24 protein-coding genes and 1 tRNA gene are annotated in these 25,814 nt (G+C 60.6%); 10 read left to right on the top strand and 15 right to left on the bottom strand.

The features are described 5' to 3' along the window. Positions 1-86 precede the first annotated feature (86 nt). The 4 genes from LLY24_RS01820 to LLY24_RS01805 form a co-directional block, all read right to left on the bottom strand. The gene (locus tag LLY24_RS01820) at positions 87-1,412 is read right to left on the bottom strand and encodes a nickel pincer cofactor-dependent isomerase, group 22 (RefSeq protein WP_259034552.1); all 1,326 of its coding nucleotides are present in this window, start codon (positions 1,410-1,412) and stop codon (positions 87-89) included. Positions 1,413-1,439: 27 nt separating this feature from the next. Beyond that, positions 1,440-2,921 (bottom strand): tripartite tricarboxylate transporter permease, encoded by a 1,482-nt coding sequence (locus LLY24_RS01815; protein WP_259034551.1) that lies wholly within the window; start codon positions 2,919-2,921, stop codon positions 1,440-1,442. 76 nt (positions 2,922-2,997) lie between these two features. Then, positions 2,998-3,969: a Bug family tripartite tricarboxylate transporter substrate binding protein gene (locus LLY24_RS01810; RefSeq protein WP_259034550.1), complete on the bottom strand. Its 972-nt coding sequence runs from the start codon at positions 3,967-3,969 to the stop codon at positions 2,998-3,000. Positions 3,970-4,057: 88 nt separating this feature from the next. Continuing rightward, a complete protein-coding gene (locus tag LLY24_RS01805; protein ID WP_259034549.1) occupies positions 4,058-4,534 on the bottom strand; it encodes a tripartite tricarboxylate transporter TctB family protein in 477 nt (158 codons plus the stop codon). A 357-nt stretch (positions 4,535-4,891) separates the two neighbouring features. Here LLY24_RS01805 and LLY24_RS01800 point away from each other — a divergent pair, with 357 nt between their 5' ends. After that, the gene (locus LLY24_RS01800) at positions 4,892-5,647 is read left to right on the top strand and encodes a DeoR/GlpR family DNA-binding transcription regulator (protein WP_259034548.1); all 756 of its coding nucleotides are present in this window, start codon (positions 4,892-4,894) and stop codon (positions 5,645-5,647) included. A gap of 297 nt (positions 5,648-5,944) precedes the next feature. After that, complete coding sequence (locus LLY24_RS18305) at positions 5,945-6,073, top strand: hypothetical protein (RefSeq protein ID WP_345799633.1); 129 nt, start codon at positions 5,945-5,947, stop codon at positions 6,071-6,073. Positions 6,074-6,117: 44 nt separating this feature from the next. On the opposite strand, the gene LLY24_RS01790 is transcribed toward LLY24_RS18305, so the two are convergent. After that, a complete protein-coding gene (locus tag LLY24_RS01790) occupies positions 6,118-6,861 on the bottom strand; it encodes a response regulator (RefSeq protein WP_259034547.1) in 744 nt (247 codons plus the stop codon). Between the two features lie 113 nt (positions 6,862-6,974). Between LLY24_RS01790 and LLY24_RS01785 the strand changes: the two genes are divergently transcribed. Further along, positions 6,975-9,275: a TonB-dependent siderophore receptor gene (locus LLY24_RS01785; RefSeq protein WP_259034546.1), complete on the top strand. Its 2,301-nt coding sequence runs from the start codon at positions 6,975-6,977 to the stop codon at positions 9,273-9,275. Between the two features lie 81 nt (positions 9,276-9,356). Here LLY24_RS01785 and LLY24_RS01780 read toward each other — a convergent pair whose 3' ends face one another. Beyond that, positions 9,357-9,842 (bottom strand): PepSY domain-containing protein, encoded by a 486-nt coding sequence (locus tag LLY24_RS01780; RefSeq protein WP_259034545.1) that lies wholly within the window; start codon positions 9,840-9,842, stop codon positions 9,357-9,359. A 289-nt stretch (positions 9,843-10,131) separates the two neighbouring features. Next, positions 10,132-10,208: transfer RNA gene (locus tag LLY24_RS01775), tRNA-Arg, on the bottom strand. A 167-nt stretch (positions 10,209-10,375) separates the two neighbouring features. On the opposite strand from LLY24_RS01775, the gene LLY24_RS01770 reads away from it, so the two are divergent. After that, positions 10,376-11,374, top strand: coding sequence for a TRAP transporter substrate-binding protein (locus LLY24_RS01770; RefSeq protein ID WP_259034544.1), 999 nt, complete (start codon positions 10,376-10,378; stop codon positions 11,372-11,374). Between the two features lie 78 nt (positions 11,375-11,452). Here the strand turns inward: LLY24_RS01770 and LLY24_RS01765 are convergent, their stop codons facing one another. Then, positions 11,453-12,838, bottom strand: a complete 1,386-nt coding sequence (locus LLY24_RS01765) for an FAD-binding oxidoreductase (RefSeq protein WP_259034543.1) — start codon at positions 12,836-12,838, stop codon at positions 11,453-11,455. A 399-nt stretch (positions 12,839-13,237) separates the two neighbouring features. Here LLY24_RS01765 and LLY24_RS01760 point away from each other — a divergent pair, with 399 nt between their 5' ends. The 4 genes from LLY24_RS01760 (at position 13,238) to LLY24_RS01745 (ending at position 16,953) form a co-directional block, all read left to right on the top strand. Continuing rightward, complete coding sequence (locus tag LLY24_RS01760) at positions 13,238-14,200, top strand: TRAP transporter substrate-binding protein (RefSeq protein ID WP_427854530.1); 963 nt, start codon at positions 13,238-13,240, stop codon at positions 14,198-14,200. Positions 14,201-14,206: 6 nt separating this feature from the next. After that, positions 14,207-14,728 carry a TRAP transporter small permease gene (locus tag LLY24_RS01755; protein WP_259034541.1) on the top strand — a complete coding sequence of 174 codons (522 nt, stop codon included), beginning with the start codon at positions 14,207-14,209 and terminating at the stop codon, positions 14,726-14,728. Beyond that, positions 14,725-15,987: a TRAP transporter large permease gene (locus LLY24_RS01750; RefSeq protein WP_259034540.1), complete on the top strand. Its 1,263-nt coding sequence runs from the start codon at positions 14,725-14,727 to the stop codon at positions 15,985-15,987. Before LLY24_RS01755 ends, LLY24_RS01750 begins: the two co-directional genes overlap by 4 nt. Before the next feature lie 255 nt (positions 15,988-16,242). Beyond that, positions 16,243-16,953 (top strand): mandelate racemase/muconate lactonizing enzyme family protein, encoded by a 711-nt coding sequence (locus tag LLY24_RS01745; RefSeq protein ID WP_345799632.1) that lies wholly within the window; start codon positions 16,243-16,245, stop codon positions 16,951-16,953. Positions 16,954-17,300: 347 nt separating this feature from the next. Here the strand turns inward: LLY24_RS01745 and ureG are convergent, their stop codons facing one another. The 7 genes from ureG to LLY24_RS01710 all read right to left on the bottom strand — a co-directional run bounded on the left by ureG (position 17,301) and on the right by LLY24_RS01710 (position 22,650). Further along, positions 17,301-17,933: an urease accessory protein UreG gene (gene ureG / locus LLY24_RS01740; RefSeq protein WP_259034539.1), complete on the bottom strand. Its 633-nt coding sequence runs from the start codon at positions 17,931-17,933 to the stop codon at positions 17,301-17,303. Between the two features lie 23 nt (positions 17,934-17,956). Continuing rightward, complete coding sequence (locus LLY24_RS01735) at positions 17,957-18,658, bottom strand: urease accessory protein UreF (RefSeq protein ID WP_259034538.1); 702 nt, start codon at positions 18,656-18,658, stop codon at positions 17,957-17,959. Further along, complete coding sequence (ureE, locus tag LLY24_RS01730; protein WP_259034537.1) at positions 18,630-19,199, bottom strand: urease accessory protein UreE; 570 nt, start codon at positions 19,197-19,199, stop codon at positions 18,630-18,632. Before ureE ends, LLY24_RS01735 begins: the two co-directional genes overlap by 29 nt. A 150-nt stretch (positions 19,200-19,349) precedes the next feature. Then, entirely contained in the window at positions 19,350-21,062 is a 1,713-nt protein-coding gene (ureC, locus tag LLY24_RS01725) for an urease subunit alpha (protein ID WP_259034536.1), read from the bottom strand. Beyond that, a complete protein-coding gene (locus LLY24_RS01720) occupies positions 21,059-21,388 on the bottom strand; it encodes an urease subunit beta (RefSeq protein WP_259034535.1) in 330 nt (109 codons plus the stop codon). The genes ureC and LLY24_RS01720 overlap by 4 nt, the downstream gene beginning before the upstream one ends. A gap of 44 nt (positions 21,389-21,432) precedes the next feature. Then, on the bottom strand, positions 21,433-21,735 hold the full coding sequence (locus LLY24_RS01715; RefSeq protein WP_259034534.1) for an urease subunit gamma: 303 nt from the start codon (positions 21,733-21,735) through the stop codon (positions 21,433-21,435). Between the two features lie 30 nt (positions 21,736-21,765). After that, complete coding sequence (locus LLY24_RS01710; protein ID WP_259034533.1) at positions 21,766-22,650, bottom strand: urease accessory protein UreD; 885 nt, start codon at positions 22,648-22,650, stop codon at positions 21,766-21,768. Positions 22,651-22,995: 345 nt separating this feature from the next. On the opposite strand from LLY24_RS01710, the gene LLY24_RS01705 reads away from it, so the two are divergent. Together LLY24_RS01705 and LLY24_RS01700 are read left to right on the top strand one after the other, a co-directional pair. Beyond that, positions 22,996-23,445, top strand: coding sequence for a DUF2946 family protein (locus LLY24_RS01705; RefSeq protein WP_259034532.1), 450 nt, complete (start codon positions 22,996-22,998; stop codon positions 23,443-23,445). Between the two features lie 78 nt (positions 23,446-23,523). Beyond that, the gene (locus LLY24_RS01700; protein ID WP_259034531.1) at positions 23,524-25,680 is read left to right on the top strand and encodes a TonB-dependent copper receptor; all 2,157 of its coding nucleotides are present in this window, start codon (positions 23,524-23,526) and stop codon (positions 25,678-25,680) included. Positions 25,681-25,814 lie beyond the last annotated feature (134 nt).

The following is a 25,814-nucleotide window of genomic DNA, read 5'->3' as shown; positions in this document are numbered from 1 at the left end:
TCATGCTTGAAACGACACCGCCCCCGCCAGAGCTTCTGGCGGGGGCGGTGTTTTGTTATCGAACGATGACGTCTCGCTCTTTTACCTTAGTGCTCGTGCTCCGGCCAGTGATCGAGCAGTTGGCCCTCAGCGTCGAAGCGCATGGGACGCGGCTCGTGGATGACCTCGATGCCGGGACGCTTACGCACTTCGGGTAAAAGCGCTTCGGAGACGTAGAGGTACTCCAGGTGCAGCGTATTGGGGATTCGCATAATGCCGATGGCGTCAGGCGTATGGGAGCCGCAGGTCTTCACGGCTGCCTGGAGGGTCGTGCGGTCGTCGGGCATCGCCAGCGGGATCGAGGCGGCAATTAGCACGCCCGACGTGAGCGAGTTGGTATAGACCTTCTCGCGATCAAAACGCTGGAAGAGGCGCTCGGTGATCACATCGGCACGCGCTACGCCGTTGGCGTTGCCCTCGCTCTTGTCGGTGACGTCGAGCACGGCGATGCGCGCCACGTCCGGCCCGCCGCTAATCGCGGTAGAGGAGGGGCGGCCAGTGATATTGGGGTCCATACCGCTGCCCGAAAACTCCTTGCCCACGTAGTCGACGACCAATACGTCCAAAGGCCCCGAGGCCAGCGGCGCATCGAGTGGACCAAGCGGCAGGCGCGGCATGTTGCGCATCGCCTGACCTAGATAGACGCGCTCCTCCTCGACCATGGTTTCCGGAGGTAGGATCACCACCCGGGCCAATTCGTCGTAGGCGTTCTCCAGGGTACCCACGCCAAATAGTACGCGGCACTTTTCAAGCTTCATGCGCCCCATTTCGACGATGAAACGGCCAACGTAGTGAAAGCCCCAGGCGTGGCAGTTATCGGCCCCTGACTGCTTCCCAAGCCCGATGGAGAGCATCTTGATCAGCCCGCTTTCGTTGTCCGAACGAAAGGCGCTGTGCGGCTTGATGCGGTTGAACAGCACGATGCCATCGGCTTCGAAGGCGAGCTTGTCGATCTGCACCGACATACCGTTTTCGAGCACGCCGATCTCGACGGTTTCCATGCTCGAGCGAATCTCGCAGTCAACGCTCTCTTCGGTGATGCCAAGATGCGCCAACACGCTGATCTGCCCCTCGGCCGTCGCCCCGCCGTGGCTGCCCATGGAGGGAACGATGAAGGGCTTGGCGCCGCGTGCCTTGAGCTCGATGACGATGGCACGCACCAGCTCCGGCAGGCTGGCGAGTCCGCGGCTTCCGACCGTAAGCGCCACCGACATACCCGGCTCGATACGTTCGCTCACGACCTTGGCCTGAGCAAAGGCTTCCTCTACCGCTGCCGTAGGATCAGTGGCCGGTTCGGTGTCGAAATGCTGGCGTACGAGCGCCATCGAGGGCAGCGCCACATCCTCGACGAGCTTGGCATAACTAGGTCTCATGGCGCCTCCTCGATGGCGGGCGAAGGATCATACCTTCGCCGATTGGCGCTGTTGTTTCCAGTTGCGCAGCGCAGGCAGCAGCAGAGAGAGCACCGCCAGCCCCAGGAAGAATAGGGTGATGGGGCCAGAGAGGAACACACCGAGATCGTCGCGTGCGCTCATCAAGCCAAGACGCAGGTTGGACTCGGCCATCGGCCCGAGAATCAACGCGATACACAGCGCCGCCTGGGAGAAGCCGTACTTCTGCATGAAGTAGCCCAGCACGCCAAAGCCCACCATGGTGTAGAGATCGACCACATTGAGGTTGATCGCCCAGGAGCCGACGAAGCAGAAGACCACGATGGAGAGCGTGAGAATACGCCGCGGTACGCGCAAAATCTGGGTGAAGAACCGAATGCCTAGCAGGCCAAACACCAGCATGAAGATGGTGGCAACGAAGACCCCAGTGAAGATGCCCGTGACCACTTCAGGATGGCTTTGGAACAGCATGGGCCCCGGCGCCAAGCCTTGGATCATCAGCCCGCCCATGAGTACGGCGGTGACCACGTCGCCAGGAATACCCAGCGCCAGCAGCGGAATGAGCGCTGCCGCACACACGGCGTTGTTGGCGCTTTCAGTGGCAGCAACGCCAGGCACGTGGCCGGTACCAAACTTCTCGGGGGTTTTCGAGGTGCGTCGTGCTTCGTTGTAGCTGATCCAGGCAGCAGTGCCCGATCCCGTCCCCGGCACGATACCGATGAAGGTGCCGATCAAAGAGCCGCGCAGCATAGGCATGCCGCTCTCTTTCATCTCTTGGCGATTGGGCCAGATGCCGCCTACTTTCATACGCTCGACGCGGTCGCTGAGGATCTTTTCGATCTGAACGAAGACTTCAGACAGCGCGAACAGACCGATCAGCGCAGGGGTAAAGGCAAACCCAGAGGCAAAGCCCGGTACGCCAAAGGTGTAGCGAGAAATGCCGCTAATGGGGTCGGCGCCAACGCAGCCAATCAGCACGCCGACAAGACCGGCGATGGCACCTTTCAGAATGTCGCCGGAGAGGCTGGCGATGATGGTTAGACCGAAGACGGCCAGCGCAAAATACTCGGCCGGACCGAATTTGAGCGCCAGCGTCGCCAGTTGGGGCGCCAGTGCCGCCAGTACGATGGCCGCGATGATGCCACCTACGAAGGAGGCGATGGTCGCCATACCCAGCGCCTTGCCCGCTTCGCCCCGCTGGGCCAGCGGATAGCCATCGAGCACCGTGGCCGCCGATGAGGGCGTGCCGGGCGTGCGCAGCAAGATAGCCGAAATACAGCCACCGTAAATGCCGCCGATATAGATCCCGATGAGCATGTTCAAGCCCATGACCGGGGCCATACCAAAGGTCAGGGGAATCAGCAGCGCCACCCCCATGGTGGCCGTCAGCCCCGGCAGGGCACCAATGATCATGCCCCCCAGCGTGCCTAGTGCGATGATCCAGAGAACACTGGGATCAAAGACCGCCAACACATACGATGAAATTTCCATAGCGACCTGCTCAATCAGATAAACAGCCAAAAACTACTTGCCCCCCGACAAGGCGGGGGGCAAGCCTGCTTCGGTCTTACTGGTTTACGCCGTACATACCCAGCTGACGAATGATCTCTTCAGCGGTGGCAGAGTCGCGCTCGGCCAGCTCGCGGAAGTCATCGGCCGAGCGGTAATCGACGAACTCACCCATCTCTTCCATGCGGGCCAGGAACTCTTCGTCTTCGAAGGTTTGGCGCAGCGCTTCGGAGAGCGTCTCCTTGACGTCTTCCGGCAGGCCGACAGGCGCAATCACGCCCTTCCAGGAGGACCAAGTGAAGTCGATACCGAGCTCTTCCGGTACCGGCGTATCGGGCAGCACGTCGATACGCTCGTCTTCCATCACCAGCAGCGCATTGATGCTGCCGGACTGGATCTGCGGCAGCACTTCGGCCGGAGAAGCAACGACGGCGTCGATGTGACCACCAACGCAGGCGGTTACCGCTGCCGATGCACCGCCGAAAGGCATGCTGTTGAAGTCGAGATCGGCGGCGTTGCCGAAACCTTCGATGGCGATGTGGTTGGCACCACCGGCACCGGAGTTACCGACACGGACTTCGCCCGGATGCTCGCGGGTGTACTCGACGAAACCTTCGGCATCGTCGAAGGGCGCGCCCTGGCAGCCGGCAACGACCATCAGGTTACGCCCCATCAGCGCGATGAATTCGACATCGTCGAGGCTATAGTCGACACCGCCGTAGTGAGGCAGCATGGCCAGCGGGCCTTGGGCACCCATGCCTAGGGTGTAGCCATCGGCACGCGCATGCACCGCCGCGCTGGTACCGATCGAGCCGCCGCCGCCGGGCTGGTTACGCACCACGAGTGATTTGCCCAGGTACTTCTTCAGCGTATCGGCCATGATGCGAGCCGACAGATCGGTGCCCCCACCGGCTGAGTAGGGCACGACGATCTGTACCGGACGCACCGGGTAGTCGGCGGCAGTAGCGGTCGCAGCAGTAAACAGAACACCGCAACCAAGCGTGGCGAGAGTCGGGAGCAATTTTTTCATCAGCGTTCTCCAATACGTTTTTAATGGTTATTGTCTATATGGACGGGCAGTCGCCCTTAATGAAGGGTGGCAAACGGCACCACCCCGGTTACGGTAGATAGACGTCGAGCAGGTACGTGAACCCGTAGTAGACGCAGGCCACGACCACGGCGGGCACGACCAGAAACTGCAGCACACGGCGCTCGCGCAGCAGCAGCATACCGATGACGAAGGTGGCAATCGTACTGGGCAGGTAGCCTACACGCTCGAACGCAATGGCGTAGGCGATCATCAATACCACGAAGAGCACCAGCACCACGGTGGCGTAGCGCACGCCCGAGCGTTGGGGAGCACGCTCCTCGTTGGCGATGCTCGCCTCGCTTACCGCGATTTGAGTACGCAGCCCGCGAATGAACAGCGCCACGGAGAGCAGAGCGATGCCCACTACGGTGATCCACGGTAAGAAAGCCGGCCCCGCTTGGCTACCGGCTCCCGAGGAAGGCACCATGGTCGTGCGCCAGGCAGCGAAGGCGCAAAACGCCAGGAGTAAAAGGGCCAACCCACAGTCGGTTCGTTTGAGTACCATGTTGCTTTACCCTGTTGTCTAACTCGGTTATCTAGCTGATCGGTACAGGTATGCGCGCCTGGTAGTCAATCACCAGGCAACGACCAAACCAATCAAAAGGCTAAATCTTGGGTGACAAAATGATCTGTTCGATCCTTTTTGGCAATAAGGCCTTGATTGAGCCGTGTTAGACCGACAATGTAAAATTATTATAATTTATTGATGTCAAAGAATAATCATAGAACCCACATCGTTAGATACTATACTAATGTCTAAGACCAACATGATCATTTCGATCACAATTCAAGACTTTAGCAGTGATGCACATAGCCTTTCCGGCTGCCATACTCATCGCCAATGCCATCAGCCGAGTTCGCCATGAAAGTCGTCAAACGCCGCAAGGCCATGCTTGAAGCCGTCCGTTCTGGGGTGTGCAGTATCGAAGCGCTGTGCCAGCACTTTGGTATCTCTGAGGCGACCGTACGGCGCGACCTTGGGGCACTCTCTCGCGAGGGAGTGCTCGTGCGTACCTACGGCGGCGCCACCACCTCGATTGGCCAGCGCGAACCCGAACTCGATCTCGAACAGCGCCGCGCCCGCCAAGGCGATATCAAAATTCGCCTGGCCGAGTGCGCGCTCTACTGCATCAAAGATGGCGACACCCTTTTATTGGATGGCGGCACCACTACCGCCGCCCTTGCCGCACGCTTGAACGAGCGCAAGGGGCTACACGTCATCACCAACAACATGGCCGCGCTGCCGCTTCTTACTCAGCTTCCCGAAGGACGCACCACGGTGCTCGGCGGCGACCTGCGCACGCCAAGCATGACGGTCTACGGCCCCCTGGCCTATGAAACGCTTTCGCGGCTCACCGTCGACCGCGTCTTCGTCAGCGCCGACGGCGTCACCGAGCAGGGCCTGTGCGAGGCAAGCCCCGACCAGGCCTGGCTCAAAGAGGCAATGATTGCCCGGGGTGCCGAAGTCTACGTGATGGCCGACGCTACCAAGATCGGCCGCGCCAGCCAGCAACACTGGACTCCCCTGCCCGCCCGCTGGACGCTGATCACCGATGCCGACGAAGAGCTCACCGGCATCTTCTCGCCGCGCAAGACGACGATTCTGCGTCCGCAGTGAGCCAGAAACCTGGGGCCATCACGTTCGTCGACTTCCATAGCCCCGCCGAGCTGGCGCACCAGTACTTTCAGTGCCCCGCCATTTGCAGGCGTTATCCATAATGGTCTCCAGCCACCGTGTGGGGTTCGATATGGGTGCGGCCAGGATGACGGCTTCCTGGATTTGACGACCTCGATCTAGACAACCGTTACCTCAGGTTATACCTATGGAGTTTTCGGGCCGATTCATTACGACCTATGGGGCGTCAAGCCTGCTGATTTTTACCCTCCCAATATCCTGGGTAGTGGGATCAGCCTAATGATCAACTTCACCGCTGCCAGGGCGTTGGTATCGGTGCTTTCGCCGCTCAATGGCGACAAGATGGTCTTTGCTACGGCCTTTCTGCGCGGTTGGTCGGCGGCGCGCTCCTCACGCCCTTGCTCGTGACGCTTTAAGGCACGCGGTTTGAACCCACTACTAGGGTATTGGCTTTACACGAGTTCGAGCAGGTAGCCTTCGTTGCGCACCGTACGAATGAGGCGGGGGCGGCGGGCATTGTCTTCGAGGTAGTGGCGCAGGCGGCTGATACAGACATCGATGGCGCGGTCGCTGGGTAGATGATCGCGCCCGAACGCCTGGCGGCTGAGCTCATCGCGACTGATGATGCGGTTGGGCGTTTCGCTCAGCGCTTTCAATACCAGAAAATCCGAGCGCGCGAGGTCGAACACCGCGCCCTGCGGCGAATGGAGCCGACGACCGCGCAGATCCAGGCGCCAGTCGGCAATGCGGCGTTCGCTCTCCTCTTCTATCCGCAGTGGTTCGCCTGCCTGATCGCCCCGGCGGCGCACGGCGCGCACCCGCGCCAATAGCTCACGCGGGTCGAACGGTTTGCATAGATAGTCGTCGGCGCCCATTTCAAGGCCCAGGATACGTTCGGCCGAAGCGCCCATCGCACTGATCATGATGACCGGCAGGTTGCCTTGATGGCGAAGACGGCGACACAGGCTCAAACCATCCTCTCCCGGCAGCATGAGATCGAGTACGACCAAATCGACGCTTTCATCCAGCTGCTGCCACATCTGTGGCCCATTGCCTGCTCGTCGCGTGCGATAGCCCATGCGTTCCAAGTAGTCACAAATCAGTGCGCATAGCTCTTCGTCGTCATCCACTACCAGAATCAGATCGTTCACGGGATTGGGGTCGATGCTCGTCACCGCCAGGGTCGCCTCATCCATACACTTCATTACAAATGACTCACAAAGCAAAAGTTCACTCGTCCAGCGCTGCAATATACTGGCGCCCCTAGCAGGGGTAAACGCCAATCATTATTATTTTTAAGGGATAATTCATGCAATCGCGCGATCCGCAGCCGTCCGGGAGCTCTTTTTACTGGGTAAGAACACCGCTTGCCCGCGCCATCGCCGCCGCCTGTAGTAGCTGCATGCTTAGCACTACCGCGCTAGCTCAGACCACTGCGGATACCGATAACATCGAGATGGAGACCGTAACGGTCGAGGCCGAATACCACGGTGCGCCCGCCCATAGCTACACGGTGAGCGACACTAGCAGCTCTACCGGCCTTAATCTCTCGCCGCGCGAGACGCCGCAATCAGTCACCAGTATTACCCGCCAACAGCTCGACGACCAACAGGTCACCAACATCGAAGAAGCCTTGGCCCTGACACCGGGCATTACCGCAAGCAAGGCAGAAGTGGGCGTGCGTACCTCGTTTCGTGCCCGCGGCTACGACATCAGCAACTGGAAAGTCGACGGCCTGCAGAGCCTGGGCGGCACCGACTTCAGCGGCGGCGGTAACGCCATCAATATGGATCTCTACGAGCGCGTCGATATCGTGCGCGGTGCCAACGGCCTTCTCGGCGGCACTGGCGACCCGTCTGCAACGGTCAACCTGATTCGTAAAAGCCCCGAGCGTACCTTTGGCGGTAGCGCTTACGCCTCCTATGGCAGCTGGGACCAAAAGCGCGTGAGCGCCGATCTTAACCTGCCGCTGACCGCCGATGGCAGCGTCCGCACCCGCTTCGTGCTCACCCAAAGCGATGGCGACAACTTCCGTGATCACGAATCCAGCCGTGCCACCGGCGCACTCGCCAGCGCCGAGTTCGATCTCACCGACGCTACCACTTTCGGCATCGGCGTACAGCACGAGCAGAACAAGACATTCGGTTCGGGCTGGGGCGCCAACGTACCCATCTGGTACGCCAGTGGCCAGTTGACCGATCTGCCGCGCAGCACCAACCTGGTGCCCGACTGGAGCTTTAGCGAGTTCGAAACCGACACCATCTTCACCTCGCTAAACCACCGCTTCAACGACGACTGGTCGCTCGATATCCGCGCCTCCACCAGCACTACCGATGCCGAGAACAACCTGGCCCTGGCCAAGGTCAACAGCGCCGGCCGCGGACGCTATATCGGTTACTGGAACGAGGAAGACGGCAGCGGCGCCATCCTCAACGGCCTTTACCAAACCACAGAGGCGCGCCAGCGCTCCGCTCAGATCGACCTGAACGGTGGCTTCGAGCTCTTCGGTAATCATCACGATGTGCTGCTGGGCTATAGCGAAAGCCGCACGCGTACGCGCTCGCCGGAATATTCGTGCACCATGTTCAGCGACACGCTCTCCGTCTTCTCGCCGAGCTGTATGTACCGGTCCGATACTGGCCTACCCATCACCGACTGGCGTAACGGCGTCGATTCGGACTTCGGTGTGAACCACACACCGACCGGACGCACCGGCGTTAGCGAAACGCGTCTGCGCGGCCTCTACGCTGCCACCCGCCTGAACATTACCGAGCCGCTCTCGGTCATTTTGGGCGCGCGTACCAGCTACTACCGCACGGAGAACAACACGGCGTCGGGCACCAGCACCAGCCAGAGTGAAAGCGGTGAGTTCACTCCCTATGCTGGCGTGATCTACGACATCAACGACAACCACTCGCTGTACGCCAGCTACACCAACGTCTTCACCCCGCAAACCCGTGAAACTGCCTCGGGCGCGACGGTCGAGCCGATCGTCGGTGACAGCTATGAAGCGGGCGTAAAAGGCGAATGGTTCAACGGCCGCCTGAACACCTCAGCGGCTTACTTCCGGACTCGTCAGGACAACGCCGCCGTCATCGATGGCGACAACCTCACGCCGAGCGGCGCCCAGGCTTACCGCGCCGGTACCGGTAACGAGACCGAGGGTGTCGACCTGGAAATTGCGGGTGCCATCACGCCGAACTGGAACGTCTACGGTGGCTACACCTACCTGCACTTCCGCCGTATCGACTCTGAGGGTCGCAGCGACCCAAGCCACCTGTTCAAGCTGTTCACTACCTATGAGCCTAACGGCTTCCTGGACCGCATGACCTTCGGCGCCGGTGTCTACGCCCAAAGCAACATCCACGCCATCTCAAGCCCGGCGGGTCAGCCGGTCAACGGTGTCAGCAACGGCTCCACGCCCGCCAACTGGGCAGGCTACGCGACCGTCAACGCCATGGCGCGCTACGACATCACCGATGACACCAGCCTTACGCTCAACGTCGATAACCTCTTCGACAAGCACTACTACGAGCGCTACGGTTTCTACGCCGGTTCCATCTACGGCGCTCCCCGCAGTGCCATGCTGACGCTGCGCACCGAGTTCTAAGCGCACCGCGCTACGCTGCGTACACACACGCCCCCTGTCAGCAGCACGCTGGCAGGGGGCGTTGCATTACAAGGCTAGGCGTTACTGGTTGCCATTGAACTCGTCGATACCGTAGCCGCGCTCCATTTCGCGCTGGTTGCTATCGAAACCGCTGACTTCGACGGTACCGTTCTCGTCGAGGTCGATATCTTCAAAGCGGTCGAAACCGTCTTGGCTGGCACGGTCGAGCAGGCTATTGAGCTGCTGCGAGTCGAGCCCCCAGGGTGCAACTTGCGTCTGAGTGGCCGATTCACGAATGACCTCGCCGCTTTCGCCATTCAGCGTCAGCTCGAATCGCTGACCTTCGCTATCCCACCCTTCAACTTCAAATTCGAGCGTGCCACGCTCTTCATCTACTTGAAGCTCACGAAACGAGGTAACCCCGGCATTGGCAGCTTGCTCGATCATATTGGAGAAGGCCGCCTGGTCGAGGGCTTCCTGATAGTCGTTCTGATCAGCCATGGCGACCTGACCAAGGCCCAGCGCGGCAGTAGCGGTAATAGCGAGTGCGATCGATGTCTTTTTCATGGTGATAGTCCTTTTTCAATGAAGTGACGCTTCGCTGAATGAACCGCCTCATCGCGAGGCAACCTCATCCATGGGTACTCACCTTACTCAACGCTACCTGTCACCAGCGTGATGGCGTCGTTCAGATTTCGTTCATGTTTAGAATGGAAGGTTTTGGGTTTTGGTAGGCTGTTTTGGCAAGCTGCTAAGTGATGAATTGACCGCGCCAGGGGGATAAATCAGACGGCCAAATAAAACCAAGGCGAATAAAAAAGGACCAGTGATAAATCACTGGTCCTTTTCTCGTTCTTGGCGCGCCCGGTAGGAATTGAACCTACGACCTTCGGCTTCGGAGGCCGACACTCTATCCAACTGAGCTACGGGCGCATAGGGGGAGTATCGTACCTGCGTGGGGGCGTCGTGTCCAGCCGCGAGGCGCGGGAGTGGCTCCGTTCGATTGACGCTTTTCCCTGCGCTGGTGCATGCTTGCCGGGCACTTATTTGTTTGGCTTTACTCGGCCCATCACTTCGTACGACCCCTTGGGAACACCATAATGAAAACATTTGCACGTCACACGCTGGCACTCTCCGTTTCATTAGCATTCGCCGCCGCTGCCCAGGCGGGCGACTTCGACGATATGAACCCGGTCACTCTGCGTTTGGCCCACGTGGTCAACGAGCAGGATGGCTTCCACCTAGCGGCGACCAAGTTCGAGGAGCTGGTCGAGGCGCGTACCGATGGCAAAGTGGCCATCGAGATCTATCCCAACGCAAGCCTGGGTGATGAGCGCACGCTGCTTGAAGGTATGCAGATCGGTACCGTCGACATGGGCGTGATCACCAACGGCCCGGTAGCCAACTTCGTCGAGCAGATGGCCGTGTTCGAGCTGCCGTTTCTGTTCCCCACGCCTGAAGCAGCCTATGGCGTGCTCGATGGGGAGATCGGCCAGGAGCTTCTGGATCGCTTGGCCGACGTGAACCTGAAGGGCCTGGCCTACGCCGAACGTGGATTCCGCAGCCTGACCAACAGCGAGCGTGCGGTAAACACACCCGCCGACCTGGATGGCCTGCGTATCCGCGTGATGGAGAACCCGGTCTATACCGATACCTTCCGCGAGCTTGGCGCCAACGCCATCCCCATGGCCTGGACCGAAGCGCTCACTGCCATGCAGCAGGGCACTATCGACGGCCAGGAGAACCCGGTCAACGTGGTCGCCTCCTTCAATCTGGCTGAAACCCAGAACTACATGACGCTGACGCGCCACACCTACGCTCCGGCGCTGTTCGTCATGGGCATGCCCGCCTGGAACCAGCTGCCCGAAAACGCCCAAGAGGTGATTCGTCAGGCTGCTCAGGAAGCCGCCGAGTACGAGCGCCAAGCCAATGCGGAAATGGAAGCCGAGCAGCTAACCGCTCTGGCCGACGCCGGTATGGAGATCAACGAAACGCCCGACCTGGCCGCCTTCCAAGAAGCCGTCGCACCGGTCTACGAGAAGTACGGCGAGCAGTTCGGCGAGTATTTGCCGCGCATTCAACAAGCGCTGGCGGAGTAATCCTTACGCGCTCATTTGCGCGCGCATCACGCAGAAGGCCACCTTACGGTGGCCTTCTGCGTTACAGGGGGATCTCGCTCAGCCCAGAATCTTACCGGGGTTGAGTAGCCCTTTGGGGTCGAGCGCGTGCTTCAAGCGCTGCATCAGCGCGATCTCCTCAAAGGAGCGAGAGAGAGAGAGATAGTCGCGCTTTTCCAGGCCCACGCCGTGTTCGGCGGAGATCGACCCACGGTACTGGGTTAGAGAGCCGTAAACCAACGCCTCCACCTGGCGGCGGCTTTCAGCGGCGGCGTCGCGCACGCTGATCATGATGTGCAGATTGCCATCGCCGAGGTGGCCAAAGACCACGATCTGACCGGTTTCCGGCCACTGCGCCTTGAGCTTCTCTTCGAGCGAGGTGACGTAGGCGTCCATGTGGGCGATGGGCAAGCTGATATCAAACGAGAACATCGGATCGAGCTCGTGCACCAGCGTTTCGATGTCTTCGCGCACCTCCCAAATGCCCTGGCGCTGGCTGCTCGACTGCGCCAGCACCGCATCGGTGATCAGCTCGGCCTCGAGCGCTTGTTCGAGCACGCGGGCGAAGGCCTCGGCGTCTTTCTCCTCGTCGCTACCCAGGGTCTCGATAATAGCGTAGAAGGGCGAGTCGGTGGCCAGCAGCGGCGAGTGCTTGGTGCGCTCGGCAGTCATCAAGGCGTAGTGGTTGTTCCACAGCGCCTCGAAGGCGCTCAGGCCGTTAGCAAGCTCCTTCGAGGCTAGGCTGAGCAGCGCTGTGAGCGCTTGGAAAGAGGGCACTGCGACCAGCGCCGTCTGCTCGCTCGGCATTTGCGGATGCAGACGCAGTACGGCGCGGGTAACGATACCAAGGGTGCCTTCGCTACCAATGAAGAGCTGCTTGAGGTCGTACCCGGCGTTGTTCTTGAGCATGGTGTTCATGGAACTGACCACGGTGCCGTCGCTAAGCACCACTTCCAGGCCCAGCACTTGCTGGCGCATCATGCCGTAGCGAATCACCCGAATACCGCCAGCGTTGGTGGCGATGTTACCGCCGATGGTGCAAGAGCCGCGCGCGCCAAGGTCAAGGGCAAACTGCATGTCGATGGCTTCGGCGGCCTCCTGAACACGCTGGAGGGTGGCCCCTGCCTGTACCTGCATGGTCGAGCCAACGGCATCGATGTCTTCGATCTGGTTCATCAGCTCCAGCGAGATGACCAGCTCATCGGGCGTGGCAATGGCGCCGTGAACAACGCCGGTCAGCCCGCCATGGGTTACCACGGGCTGATTAACGGCGTGGCATAGTTTCATGATCTGGCTGAGCTGCTCGGTCGACTGCGGGCGCACGATCGCCTTGGCCTGGCAGGAAGCCTTGGTGAACCAGTCGACGCTGCGCTGACGCACGTCGTCGCCTAGCAGTACGCCGTTCTTGCCTACTACATCGATGATGTCGTTGATTAACGTGTCCATGAACCTTCCTGTTATTACCCACCGGTGCGGACAAGGGCCGTCATCATCGAAGCGATGGCGAAAAGGCGGGGCACCGGCAGGCACGTACTTTTACGTTGGGGCATGCAGGCTAGCGCTAAGTGCGCGACGGCTCAAGCGGCGCGTGAACACTGCCTACACCAATCGCCAATTTTTTCGTTGGCGCCAATGTGGTATAGATGTGCGCCCTTATTCAGCCCTGAATTAAGCCCGTATTAGAGGGGCCACCACTGCGTAGGGCCCCCTGGACACACCCGTTACGCCGAACGTCACGTCGATGACGTCATAAGCGCGATTACACTGCTCACCCAAGGAGATCTCGTGGATACCTCCAACCGCGCCGCGGCACCCCGCCGCCTAGCTCACCGCTTTGCTCTCACCCTGGCCGCGCTGGGCCTTTTTACCCTCCCCCTTAGCAGCCAGGCCGAGGAGCTTCCCGCCATTCAGCTGCGCTTGGCCCACGTGGTCAACAGCGACGACACCTACCATATTGCCGCCACGCGCTTTCAAGAGCTGGTTAGTGAGCAGAGCGATGGTGCCATCAGCGTCGAGATCTATCCCAACGCAAGCTTGGGCGACGAGCGCACGCTTTTGGAGGGCATGCAGATCGGTACCGTCGATATGGGTGTGATCACCAACGGCCCCGTCGCCAACTTCGTCGATGACTTCTCGGTGTTCGAGCTGCCGTTTTTGTTTCCCACTGCCGAAGGCGCCTATAGTGTGCTCGACGGTGAGATCGGCCAGGAGATTCTCGACAAACTCGAAGGCGTGAACCTCAAAGGGTTGGCCTTTACCGAGCGTGGCTTTCGCAACATCACCAATAGCCGCAACGCGATCAACGAACCAGCGGACCTGGACGGCCTGCGCCTGCGCGTGATCGAAAACGAGGTCTACGTCGACACCTTCCGCACGCTCGGCGCCAACGCCGTGCCCATGGCCTGGACCGAGGCGCTCACCGCACTCCAGCAGGGCACCATCGATGGCCAGGAGAACCCCGTCAACGTCGCGGCGGCATTCAATCTGGCCGAAACCCAGAACTACCTCACCATGACGCGCCACATCTACGCACCGGCGATCTTCATCATGAGCCTGCCGCGCTTCAATGCTCTGCCCGAAGCGGCCCAGGAGATCGTACTCGACGCCGCCCACGAAGCCTCTGCCTATGCCCGCGCGCAAAACGCTGCCACCGAAGCCGAGCAACTCGACGAGGTGCGTGAAGCAGGAATGGAGGTGAACGAGACGCCCGATATCGCCGCCTTCCAAGCGGCCGTAGCGCCGGTCTACGAAAAATATGGCCAGCGCTTTGCCGACTACCTGCCCCGCATCCAGGCGGCGCTGGAGTAAATCGATATGGCATCGCACCCGCTACTCGCCGTCTTGCGCGGCATCGAATACGTGCTGGATAGGCTGCTCCGGCCGGTGGTGTTCGTCGGCATGGTCGCGCTGATTGGCGTGATCACCCTGCAGATCGTCTCTCGCGTATTTTTCACCGCCGTGGGCTGGACCGAAGAGGTCGCTCGCTTTCTACTCATCTGGATCACCTTTTTGGCCGGCACGCTGGCCTTTCAGCGCGGCCACCATATCGCCGTGACCTTCGCCGTGGATGCGCTACCAACGCGCCTGCGCAAGCTTGCGCGCATTCTCGCCGTGGCGGCGGTGATCGCCTTTTTGATTACGCTTGCCTTCATCGGTCAGCACTATATGCAGGTGCAGAGTTTTCAGAAATCGGCCTCGCTGCGCATGCCGATGTCCTACGTCTACGCCGTCATGCCGATCAGCGCACTGATCATGGCCTGGTACGCGCTGGTCGATCTCGTCGAGTTGATCATCGAAGGCGAGCCGAGCAAGCCCATGGGAGAACAGACGCCATGACCCTGCTCCTATTCGGACTCTTCTTCCTGTTCATGCTGCTCGGCGTGCCGATTGCCTTCGCCATTGGCGCCAGCACCCTGTATGCGCTGCATCAGGCGGGCGTGCCGCTGATGGTGGTGACCCAGCAGATGTTCCAGGGCATCAACTCTTTTGCGCTGGTGGCCATTCCCATGTTCATCCTGGCGGGCGATTTGATGGCCCAGGGCAAGGTGAGCGAGCGCTTAGTGGCCTTCGCCGACTCCCTGGTAGGCTTCATGCGCGGCGGGCTCTCCATCGTCTCGGTAATGGCGGGTATGTTCTTTGCGGCCATCTCCGGCTCAGGCGCAGCGACCACGGCGGCAGTAGGGTCGAGCCTCGTGCCCGAGCTCAAGCGCAAGGGTTACGACCCCGCCTCGGCAGCGAGCCTGATTGCCGCAAGCGGTACCATTGGCGTGGTGATCCCGCCCTCGGTGCCCATGATCATCTACGCGGTCATCGCCCAGCAGTCGGTATCGACGCTGTTCTTAAGCGGCTTTCTACCGGGCCTTGCCATGGGAGCCGCGCTGATCGCCATCGCCATCACCCAGGCCTACAAGCGCCGTTACCCCAAGGGCACGCCGCTCTCGCTTGCGACCATTTTGGGCACTTTCAAGGCGGCGATCTGGGGGCTGATGACGCCGGTGATCATTCTGGGCGGTATCTTCTCGGGCATCTTCACGCCTTCTGAAGCGGCGGTCGTCGCGGTGAACTATGCGCTGTTGGTGTCGCTATTCATCTACCGCGACCTGACGCTTGGTCAGGTGTATCGCCTGCTGCTGCGCTCGGCAATGACCACGGCGGTGATCATGCTGGTGATTGCCATGTCGGCCGTGCTGAGCTGGACGCTATCGAGCTGGCAGGTACCCGGCGCCATCGCCCAGTCGGTACTCTCGCTCTCGACCAACCCGCTGGTGGTAATGCTCTTGGTGGTGGCGGTGATCTTGCTCACTGGCGTGTTCATCGAAACCGCCAGTGCCTTGATCATCCTCACCCCGGTACTGCTACCGCTGGTGCTTCAGCTTGGCATCGACCCAATTCACTTCGGGCTGATCATCGTAGTGGGGCTCTCCATCGGCATGATCACGCCACCGGTGGCGATCAACCTCTACGTCGCCTCCTCGGTGACGCAGCTACCGCTCGAGCGTATTACGCGCGCCATCGTGCCCTACATGCTGGGGCTCGTGGGGGTATTGCTGTTGGTGGTGTACGTGCCCATCTGGCTGGGCTGGTCAGGAAGTTAAGCGATGGATGTGCTGTAACAAAGCACGTGGATTTAGGGCAACGAACGTGCGGCGAAAGGACTCGCCGCTCACTCCCCAAGCGCCCCAACCTTTCGTCTTTAACGCGTTGTTCTATCAGACAGTAGCCTGCCTCGCTTTGATTAACCATCGGTTAATCGATAAGAAAGTCGATACTAAAGTGTTGCCTTATGGGATCTAAAAGCCAAAAGGGCCAAGCTCCCACTCTCCAAGCTGATTGGTCGCTATAGAGAGTCCGTGCAGTGTTACAACACCTCGGGCGGCTTCTTGCATACGCCCATCGAAGAGGTAAAAGAGAACGCCACGAAGTCACTCGAGCAGGGCATTAAAGGCATCAAGATAAAAGTAGGCCAGCCCAATGTAAGAGAGGACATCAAACGCGTCGAGGCGGTAAGGCAGCATATCGGTGACGACACGCCGCTAATGATCGATGCCAACCAGCAGTGGGATCGCGCGACCGCCCTACGCTTTGGCCGGGCGATGGAAGAATTCAATCTCGTCTGGATCGAAGAGCCGCTCGATGCGTACGACTTCGAAGGCCATGCGCAATTGGCCAATGCGCTCGATACGCCGATTGCCTCGGAAGAGATGCTGGCAAGCGTCGGCGAGCACCTCGAGCTCATCCGGCATAAATCCGTGGATATCATCCAGCCCGATGCGCCACGCATCGGCGGCATTACCAAGTTCCTGCAATTGACGACCCTCTCCGATCAAGCCGGGCTTGCGCTCGCCCCTCACTTTGCCATGGAAATCCATTTACACCTCGCCGCTACCTACCCCCAAGAGCCCTGGGTTGAGCACTTCGACTGGCTAGATCCGCTGTTTAACGAAGCGCTGGAGATCAAAGACGGGAGAATGTACCTACCTGATAGGCCGGGCCTGGGGTTCACCCTGAGTGAAAAAATGCGCGGCTGGACGATCGGTACTCAAGAGTTCGGCAAACGATAAGCACGTCGGGCGCGCACTAACACAGTATGTGCACGCCCAACGCGGGATCGTTTCAGTAGAATTTATGGGGCGATAAAAGCGCCCTCAAAACAATTTGTTACATACCAATATATTTTCGTTCCTTAAGCGCTCTGGATAACATGAGTTAAGGTACGAATTTGATTTCAGGTTCACTGTGCCACCTGTGGGGGCCAAGGGGGCCCGCTACGAGCAGGATGCTCGCCACGGGTTTGGTTGCCTTGGCCGCTTACCGCCTAGGCCAGGGCGACCTTTTTGACTGGTCTCTTGCTGGCCCCCTGCCCCAGACAACGCTTTCCCCGCTTTCTAGCCACTTCATGCCATAGCCATCAGGCGTTTTCGGCGCTTGGGCGTCGCTCTTCTAGCATGCCTTTATCCAGAATGAAGCGAATGATCTCCTCAAGCCCCACGCCATCGTAAAGGTTGGTGAACACGAAGGGGCGCTCACCGCGCATCTTTTTCGAGTCGCGCTCCATCACCTCAAGGGAGGCGTGCACCTGCTCGGCGATATCGATCTTGTTGATGATCAAAAGATCCGACTTGGTGATGCCCGGCCCGCCCTTACGTGGAATCTTGTCGCCTGCGGAAACGTCGATCACGTAGAGCGTAAGATCGGAAAGCTCGGGGCTAAAGGTGGCCGAGAGGTTATCACCGCCGGACTCCACCAGCACCAGCTCGAGCCCCGGGTGGCGGCCATGCAACTCATCGATGGCCGCCAGGTTCATCGAAGCGTCTTCGCGGATCGCTGTATGCGGGCAGCCGCCGGTTTCCACCCCCAGGATACGATCTGCCGCCAGGGCGTCGTGTTTGAGCAGAAAGTCGGCATCCTCACGGGTGTAGATGTCGTTGGTCACCACGGCAATGTCGTAATGATCGCGCAGGGCCAGGCAGAGCTGCTTCAGCAGCGCCGTTTTGCCAGAGCCTACGGGGCCGCCCACTCCAACGCGTAAACAGTGTGTCATCTCGTTCTCCTGATATCGGTCGATTAGCTTCTAAACAGTCGGGAATACTGCGTTTCGTGTAGAGCGCTGGCCAGCGCCACGCCGGGAAGGATCGGGCCAAGCTCGTCGTCATCGAGCGCCAGCGCTTCATCCACGGCGCCTGAGAGCGCGGGGCGCAGCTTTTCGATCACCCGCTGTGCGCTGGTGTGGCCTAGCGGTAGCGCCTTGCAGGCCACCGCCAGCTGATTCTCAAGCCAGGCCCAAGCAAAGCCCAATAGCGTGGCGCGGGTGCCTACGCCGCGCAGATGCGCCGCACAGGCAAACAGCGTGACGTAGCCAGGCTCCGCGGGCAGCAAGTGCTCGCTTTTCAGCAGCTTCAAGCTTTGCAGCAGTCGCTTGAGCGCCGCCCCAAGACGGGCATCTTCACTGGCGAGTTCGGCGGTTTCGCGGGTGGCGGCAAGCCAGCTATCCCAGATCTCTATCTCATCGGCCTGTTCGGCCTCTAACGCCGCATATAGCCGCGCCAGCACCGGTAGCTCGCAGCGGGTAAGGCCGTCTTCCAACACGCCTGACAGCCACTCGGCCAGGCTCTGCTCGTCACGTACCCAGCCCAGCTCGAATGCGCTCTCTAGCCCCTGGGAGAAGGCAAAAGCACCAATGGGCAGCGCGGGGCTAATCAGCTGCATAAGCCCTAGAAGCGCCAGATCGCTTTGGGACTCAGTGGCCATGGGAGTGCGTGTGATCATGGTGATGGTCATGCGAGTGATCGTGCGCATGACCGTGAGTGTGTTCTACCTCTTGATCTTCGTCGTTGTGATGATCGTGGCCGTGAGCATGGGCGTGGCCCAGTTGCTGGTAGGCGCCGGGCTCGGGGTCGAAGGTGCCTTTATGGTGTTCGAGTGCAGCGCCCAGAAGCGTAGCAAGCTCTTCGAGTACGTGATCCGGCGGAAAGCGCACCCAGCCGCCGCGTTCGTCTTCGCCAAGCGCCAACTGCACGTGGCGGTTGCCCAAATGATAGGCGAGCCGCGCAAGCGGCAGGCCCGAGGCCACGCGCGCGGTAACCACCGGCTCGATGGCGGCGCGCACCCGTATTACCGTGCCATCCTCGGCCTTTAGGCCATCACCGTCGCGCAGCACTGGGCCACGATCGAGAAATAACCCCAGGGCTTTTCCGGAATCGCTTTCAGCCTTCAGGCGCCCGCGAATGCGGAGCTCGAAGGGCAGCGTTAGCGTGTCGCTGGCGGCGCTTTCGTCGACCGGGCCGAGGCGTTCTATCAGTTTCAACATGTTCTCTTCCTTATGCGATCCGTGAAGGCTATGCCGGGGGTAGGCCGTAGAGAGGGTCTTTTGCCATGGATGGCAAAAGTAGCGTACAGGGACGTATTCACAGCGCCCTCTCGTAGGCCTCCCCCCGGCGCCCCCTGCAGCGAGACCCCGTCAGAACAAATGATACCGCTGCGCCAGCGGAAGCTCGGTGGCGGGCTCGCAGGTGAGAAGCTCGCCGTCGCAGCGCACCTCGTAAGTTTCAGGGTCGACGGTGAGTTCCGGGCAGGCGTCGTTGAGCTTCATGTCCTGCTTACGTACGCCGCGTACGTTCTTGCACGCTGAGAGCGTACTTTGCAGCCCCAGACGCTCTTTGATGCCCGCGTCGATCGCCGCTTGGCTGACGAAGCTCAGCCGCGTCAGACTCGCTGCGCGCCCTATGGCGCCGAACATCGGCCGGTAGTGCACCGGCTGAGGCGTGGGAATCGACGCATTGGGGTCGCCCATCGGCGCGGCGGCTATCATCCCGCCTTTCAGAATGAGCGACGGCTTCACGCCGAAAAACGCCGGTTTCCACAGCACCAGATCGGCCAGTTTGCCTACCTCGATCGAGCCTACTTCATGGGCAATGCCGTGGGTGATGGCCGGGTTGATGGTGTACTTGGCGATATAGCGTTTGGCGCGAAGGTTGTCGGCACCGAGCGCCTCGTCCTCCGGCAAGAGGCCACGCTGAAGCTTCATCTTGTGCGCAGTCTGCCAGGTGCGGCAGACCACCTCGCCCACCCGCCCCATGGCCTGGGAGTCCGAAGCGATCATCGAGATCACGCCGAGATCGTGCAGAATATCCTCGGCGGCGATGGTCTCGCGGCGGATGCGCGAATCGGCAAAGGCCACGTCCTCGGGAATGTTGGGGTCCAGATGGTGGCACACCATCAACATATCCAGGTGCTCGTCGATGGTGTTGACCGTGTAGGGGCGCGTCGGGTTGGTGGAGGACGGCAGCACGTAGGACTTCGAGCAGGCGGTGAGAATGTCCGGCGCGTGGCCGCCGCCCGCCCCTTCGGTGTGGTAGGTGTGAATGCCGCGCTCCTTGAACGCGGCGAGCGTGTCCTCGACGAAGCCAGATTCGTTCAGCGTATCGGTATGGATCGCAATCTGGACATCGTACTTTTCGGCCACGCTCAGGCACGTATCGATCGAGGCGGGCGTGGTGCCCCAATCCTCGTGGAGCTTGAGCCCCATGGCGCCCGCTTCGATCTGCGCCTCGAGCCCTTCTGGCAGGCTGGCGTTACCCTTACCGAGCAGGCCGATGTTCATCGGTAACTCATCTACCGCCTGGAGCATCTTGCCGATATGCCAATCGCCGGGCGTACAGGTGGTCGCGTTCGAGCCGGTAGCAGGCCCCGTGCCGCCGCCGAGCATGGTGGTCACGCCACTCATCAGCGCTTCTTCCACCTGCTGGGGGCAGATGAAATGGATGTGAGCGTCGATACCGCCAGCGGTGAGGATCTTGCCCTCACCGGCGATCACTTCGGTGCCGGGGCCAATGACGATCTCGACGTTCGGCTGAGTGTCCGGGTTGCCCGCCTTGCCGATAGCGGCGATGCGACCGGCTTTCAGCCCCACATCCGCCTTGACGATGCCCCACCAGTCGAGGATCAGCACATTGGTGATCACGGTATCCATCACGCTGGCATCGGCGCGCTGGCTCTGGCCTTGGCCATCCCGAATCACCTTACCGCCGCCGAATTTCACCTCCTCGCCGTAGTGAGTGGCATCCTGCTCCACTTCGATCCAAATCTCGGTGTCGCCCAGGCGTACGCGGTCGCCCACCGTGGGGCCGTACATATCGGCGTAGGCGCGACGGCTGATCTTGTTGGTGGTCATTGATCGTCTTCCTTTGCGCTATCCAGAGGCCCCATCACGTCACCGCGAAAACCAAAAATCGCGCGTTTGCCGACGAAGGGGATCAGCGTCACTTCGCGGCTTTGGCCGGGTTCGAAGCGAATCGCCGTGCCTGCTGCCACGTCGAGGCGAAAGCCACGACTCTTTTCACGGTCGAAGATCAACGCCGGGTTGGCCTCGGCAAAGTGGTAGTGGGAGCCGATCTGGATCGGCCTATCGCCGGTGTTAGCGACCTCTACCGTGATCCGCTCGCGCCCCACGCAAAGCTCGATCTCGCCCTCTTTCAGCTGGTACTCACCCGGAATCATGACGTGCTCCTGTTGTTTACGATTCACCCTTCACTATTTACGACTCACACAATCGGCGTATGCACGGTGACGAGCTTGGTGCCATCGGGGAAGGTCGCCTCCACCTGCACTTCGTCGACTAGTTCGGCCACTCCCTCCATCACGTCGTCGCGCGTCAGGATCTCGCGACCGAAGCTCATGAGGTCGGCGACGCTTCGGCCATCGCGCGCACCCTCCATGATCTCGAAGCTGATCAGCGCCACCGCTTCCGGGTAGTTGAGCTTCAAGCCGCGAGCACGTCGTCGCTCGGCCAGCTGCGCGGCGGTGAAGAGCAACAGCTTATCCTTGTCTCTCGGGGTCAGTTCCATGGGCACATCCTCTCAAAAATCGATAAACAGTCAGGTCAACCAGATACGCGGCGTGTGCGCCTCGCGGTCGATCAGCAACGGGCGCAGAAGCCGCCAGGCCTGCTCGCACAGCGCCCAGGCCTCGTTGCGTGCGTTACCCAAATAGCGCAGCAGTAAAACGCCGTGGCGGGCGGTGACCGCCCAGCGTGCATTGGCTGGCAAATGTTCGCGCAGCGATTCGATGGCGGCAGACGTATCGGCAAGACCTACCGCCCAGAGCGTGGCCTGTACACTTGCCCCGCCCTGGCCCCAGCGGCCCATGAAGCGTGGGTGCTGCGGGTCCAGCGGCTGGCGTTCGAGCCATAGCGGCTTGCCATCGAGCGTCAGACGAAAGCGCTGCTCGATGCGACCAGAAACAAAAGGAAGCGCACTGGCCGGACGGCCCAGCGCCATGACCTCCCATCCAAGGCAGCGAGCGCTGCCGTATAGTGCGATATCGGTATGCTGCTCCCCTTTCGAGCCGTCAAAGGCGATGGTCTCTTGCGGCAACCACTCGAGTACCGCGCCCTCCTCCACCGTCAGCGTCGTGCGTTGGGTCCAGGCCACACCTTGGCTATCAGCTTTATAGAGCTTATTGGCCGCAGGCGTCGTCAAAAGGGCATGCGCGCCACTTTCCACATGGGCACTAATCGTCAGTGCATCACCGCTGACCAGCCCTCCTGGCGGGTGCAGAACGTAGACATGACAGGCTTCGCTAGACCCTTCTGGATAAAAAGGCCGCTGGACACGCAGCGGCCCGTGATGGCGTGCCTGTGCCAGCCGTGTAACGCCCTGACGATAAGCAAAGCGCAGCGAAAGCCGCGCCGCCCAGTGGCGGTTCTGATCGAAGCGGTGGCCCGACGCCATCGGGGGGGTAGCGGTATCGCAGAAGATCATAAAACGCGGTCGCGTCCTTGCTAAAAGTAGTTACCGCTTCAAATGCAAGGAGTGCGCCAAAATGGTGAACACCCTCTCAACAACCGCACCACGGGCTATCTCTAGTGGCACGGAAGCGTCAGAGGTGCGCATATGCCACAGATCACGCACCAAAAAGTCACCAGTTAAACTTAAAAAGAACCAATATGGTGCATTGCTTTGGATTCTAATGTCGCCGTTGCTCAGCTTACTTCGCCCGCTGTGGCAAAAGACCGCAGCCAAACCACTGCCGTCATAGCGACAATTCGCTACCATCATAGTGCTCACACAATCAGCCTACGCTGTCTTTGCTTGGTAGTCATGCCCTTGCCACCGACCGTTCCACTACGCTGCACGACTACCTCGTGGTATCGCCCCGCACTCTGGGTGGCGATGGCGGCCATGTGGCTTTTGCTGTTGGGCCCGGTCATCTCCCAGCTCCAAGCAAGCGATCACCATGCGGCGCACGGCCATCACCACGCCACTGCCCAGGCAAACCAGCCTGCACATCACCACCACGGGCATGATCATCACGTTCACGCCTCAGCGTCTACCAGCACGGCCGAGCCGCTACCGGCTATCTTCACTTGGTTTCACGAGTGCGGTTACTGCTCGCTCTGGCAGCAGTTTCCTACCGCTCATGCATCGCTTCCCGCCATTGCCCGGCAGGCGTTTCTGCTTGATGCGCCGCCTTGCAAGCACTCGCCGAAAGCGTTTATCCCCGGCGACCGTTACCCCCATGCCCGACCTCGTGCACCGCCCTTTCTGAACGCTTGAAGACCACATTCACTAAGCGTTTTGGCTAGGCACCGCCTCTGCCGATAACGCGCGTTTAACTAAAAGAAAGGGATCATCGTGCCAATTTCCGTAAAGGGGCATGGCGTCGTCGCGCCTGTCTATTCGAAAGCCGCGATGTCCGCGCCACCTCAGCGCTTTAACCCACGCGTCTTGACGCTCGGCGTAGCAGTGGCTTCGACGCTGCTCGCTCACTCAGCAATGGCCCAATCGTCGTTTCCTGACGCCCATCGCCATACCCTCGATACGCTGGTAGTGACGGGTGTGCCCACCGCCTCACCGCTCACCGTCGAGACCGACCCGCGTATTCCTCGCCAGCCTGCACCCGCGAGCGACGGCGCCGACTATTTACAAACCATCCCCGGTTTCTCCGCCATCCGTAACGGCGGAACCAACGGTGATCCGGTGTTTCGTGGCATGTTCGGCTCGCGTCTGCGCGTATTGACCAACGGTAGCCAGATGCTGGGCGCCTGCCCGGCGCGCATGGACGCGCCAACCTCCTATATCTCGCCGGAAAATTACGACAGCCTCACCGTGACCAAGGGGCCACAGTCGGTCATCTGGGGGCCGGGCGCCTCGGCGGCCACCGTGCGTTTCGACCGTGGGCCCGAAGAATTCGAGGAGCCAGGCACACGGATCGACGCCAGCGTCATGACCGGCACCTACGGGCGCTTCGATCGGCGTATCGACGCTGCCGTGGGTAACCAGGAGGGATATCTGCGCCTTACCGGCAACCAGTCCGAAGCGAACGACTACAAGGATGGCGATGGCAACGTCGTGCCCTCGCAGTGGGACAAATGGAACGGCGACGTGGCCATCGGCTGGACGCCTGACGAAGATACCTGGTTCGAATTGACCGCCGGGCGCGGCGACGGCGAGGCGCGCTACGCTGGCCGCAGCATGGATGGCAGCAAATTCTTGCGCGAAACCGTAGGCCTGCGCTTTCGTCGCGAGAATCTGGGCGAACACTGGAAACGGCTAGAAATGCAGGCCAACTACGCCTACGCCGATCACATCATGGATGACTTCACCCTGCGCGAACCCGGCCACATGGACATGGGCCACGGTGGCGGTATGGATATGGGCGGCGGCATGGATATGGGCGGTGGCATGGACATGGGCGGCGGCATGGATATGAGCGAGGGCATGGCCATGCGCGTCGATCGCCGTACGCGAAGCGCGCGTGTCGCGTCTACCTGGGAGTGGGAAAACACGACCTGGACCGCCGGGGTGGATGCAGAGCGTCAAGTTCACCGCAATGAGGAGGGTAGCCACTGGCAGCCCGACTACGAGCTGACCCAGTTCGGCGCCTTCAGCGAAGTCACCCGCTTTATCGGCGAGCGCGACCGCCTCATCGGCGGCGCCCGGCTCGACCGCTACCGCGCCAGCGACGAAAGCCTGAACACGGACACAGCCGGTCAGACCCGTCGCGACACCCTGCCCAGCGCCTTTCTACGCTACGAGCAGGATCTCGCAAGCACTCCCGTGACCTGGTACACCGGTGTTGGCTACGTAGAACGCTTTCCCGACTACTGGGAGATGAGCGTCTACCACCCCGGACCGGAAGGCAGCTTAAACGCCTTCGACGGCGTACAGCCCGAAAAAACCACTCAACTCGATATCGGCGCCCAGTACACGACCGAGCGCCTTAACGCTTGGGTGTCGGGCTATGCTGGCGTAGTCAACGATTTCATCCTCTTCGACTATGCCCCCAACATGGGTGACACGCAGATCGGTAACGTCGATGCTCAGATCGCCGGTGCCGAAGTAGGCGCTCGCTATCAGTTCAGCGACAGTTGGGTCGGCAATGCTTCGCTTGCCTACGCCTGGGGACGCAACCGCGACGATCACGAAGCACTGCCGCAGATCCCACCGCTGGAAGCCAACCTCGGCCTGACCTTCGAGCAGGATGCCTACTCCATCGGCGGGCTCTGGCGCGGCGTGGCAGCCCAGAACCGTATTGCTCGCGACAAGGGCAACGTAGTGGGTCAGGATCTCGAATCTACGTCGGGCTTCGGGGTGTTCTCGCTCAACGGCGCCTACCGAGCAACGAGCTACCTCACCCTAAGCGTGGGCGTGGATAACGTCTTCGACACCACCTACACCGAGCACCTAAACCTCGCCGGTAACTCAGCCTTCGGCTACCCCGCCGATCTCGAAACCGGCATCAACGAGCCCGGCCGCATGGTCTGGGCCCGCGCGGATCTGCGTTTTTAAGCGCCGATGTAGGCCGCAAAGCATCCGCGAAACCGATTGCTCCTGGGCGGCTATCGCCGCCGTCGCGGATGCCTCGCTAGGGCTCGTTATGCCACGCTACGCTACTCGGGATTTCCCAACCACAGCGCGAGTAA

The sequence above is a fragment of the Halomonas dongshanensis genome (assembly GCF_024790395.1).
Taxonomy (GTDB): domain Bacteria; phylum Pseudomonadota; class Gammaproteobacteria; order Pseudomonadales; family Halomonadaceae; genus Vreelandella; species Vreelandella dongshanensis.
Note: the sequence above shows the minus strand (reverse complement) of the source record. Positions and strands in the feature narration are given on the sequence as shown.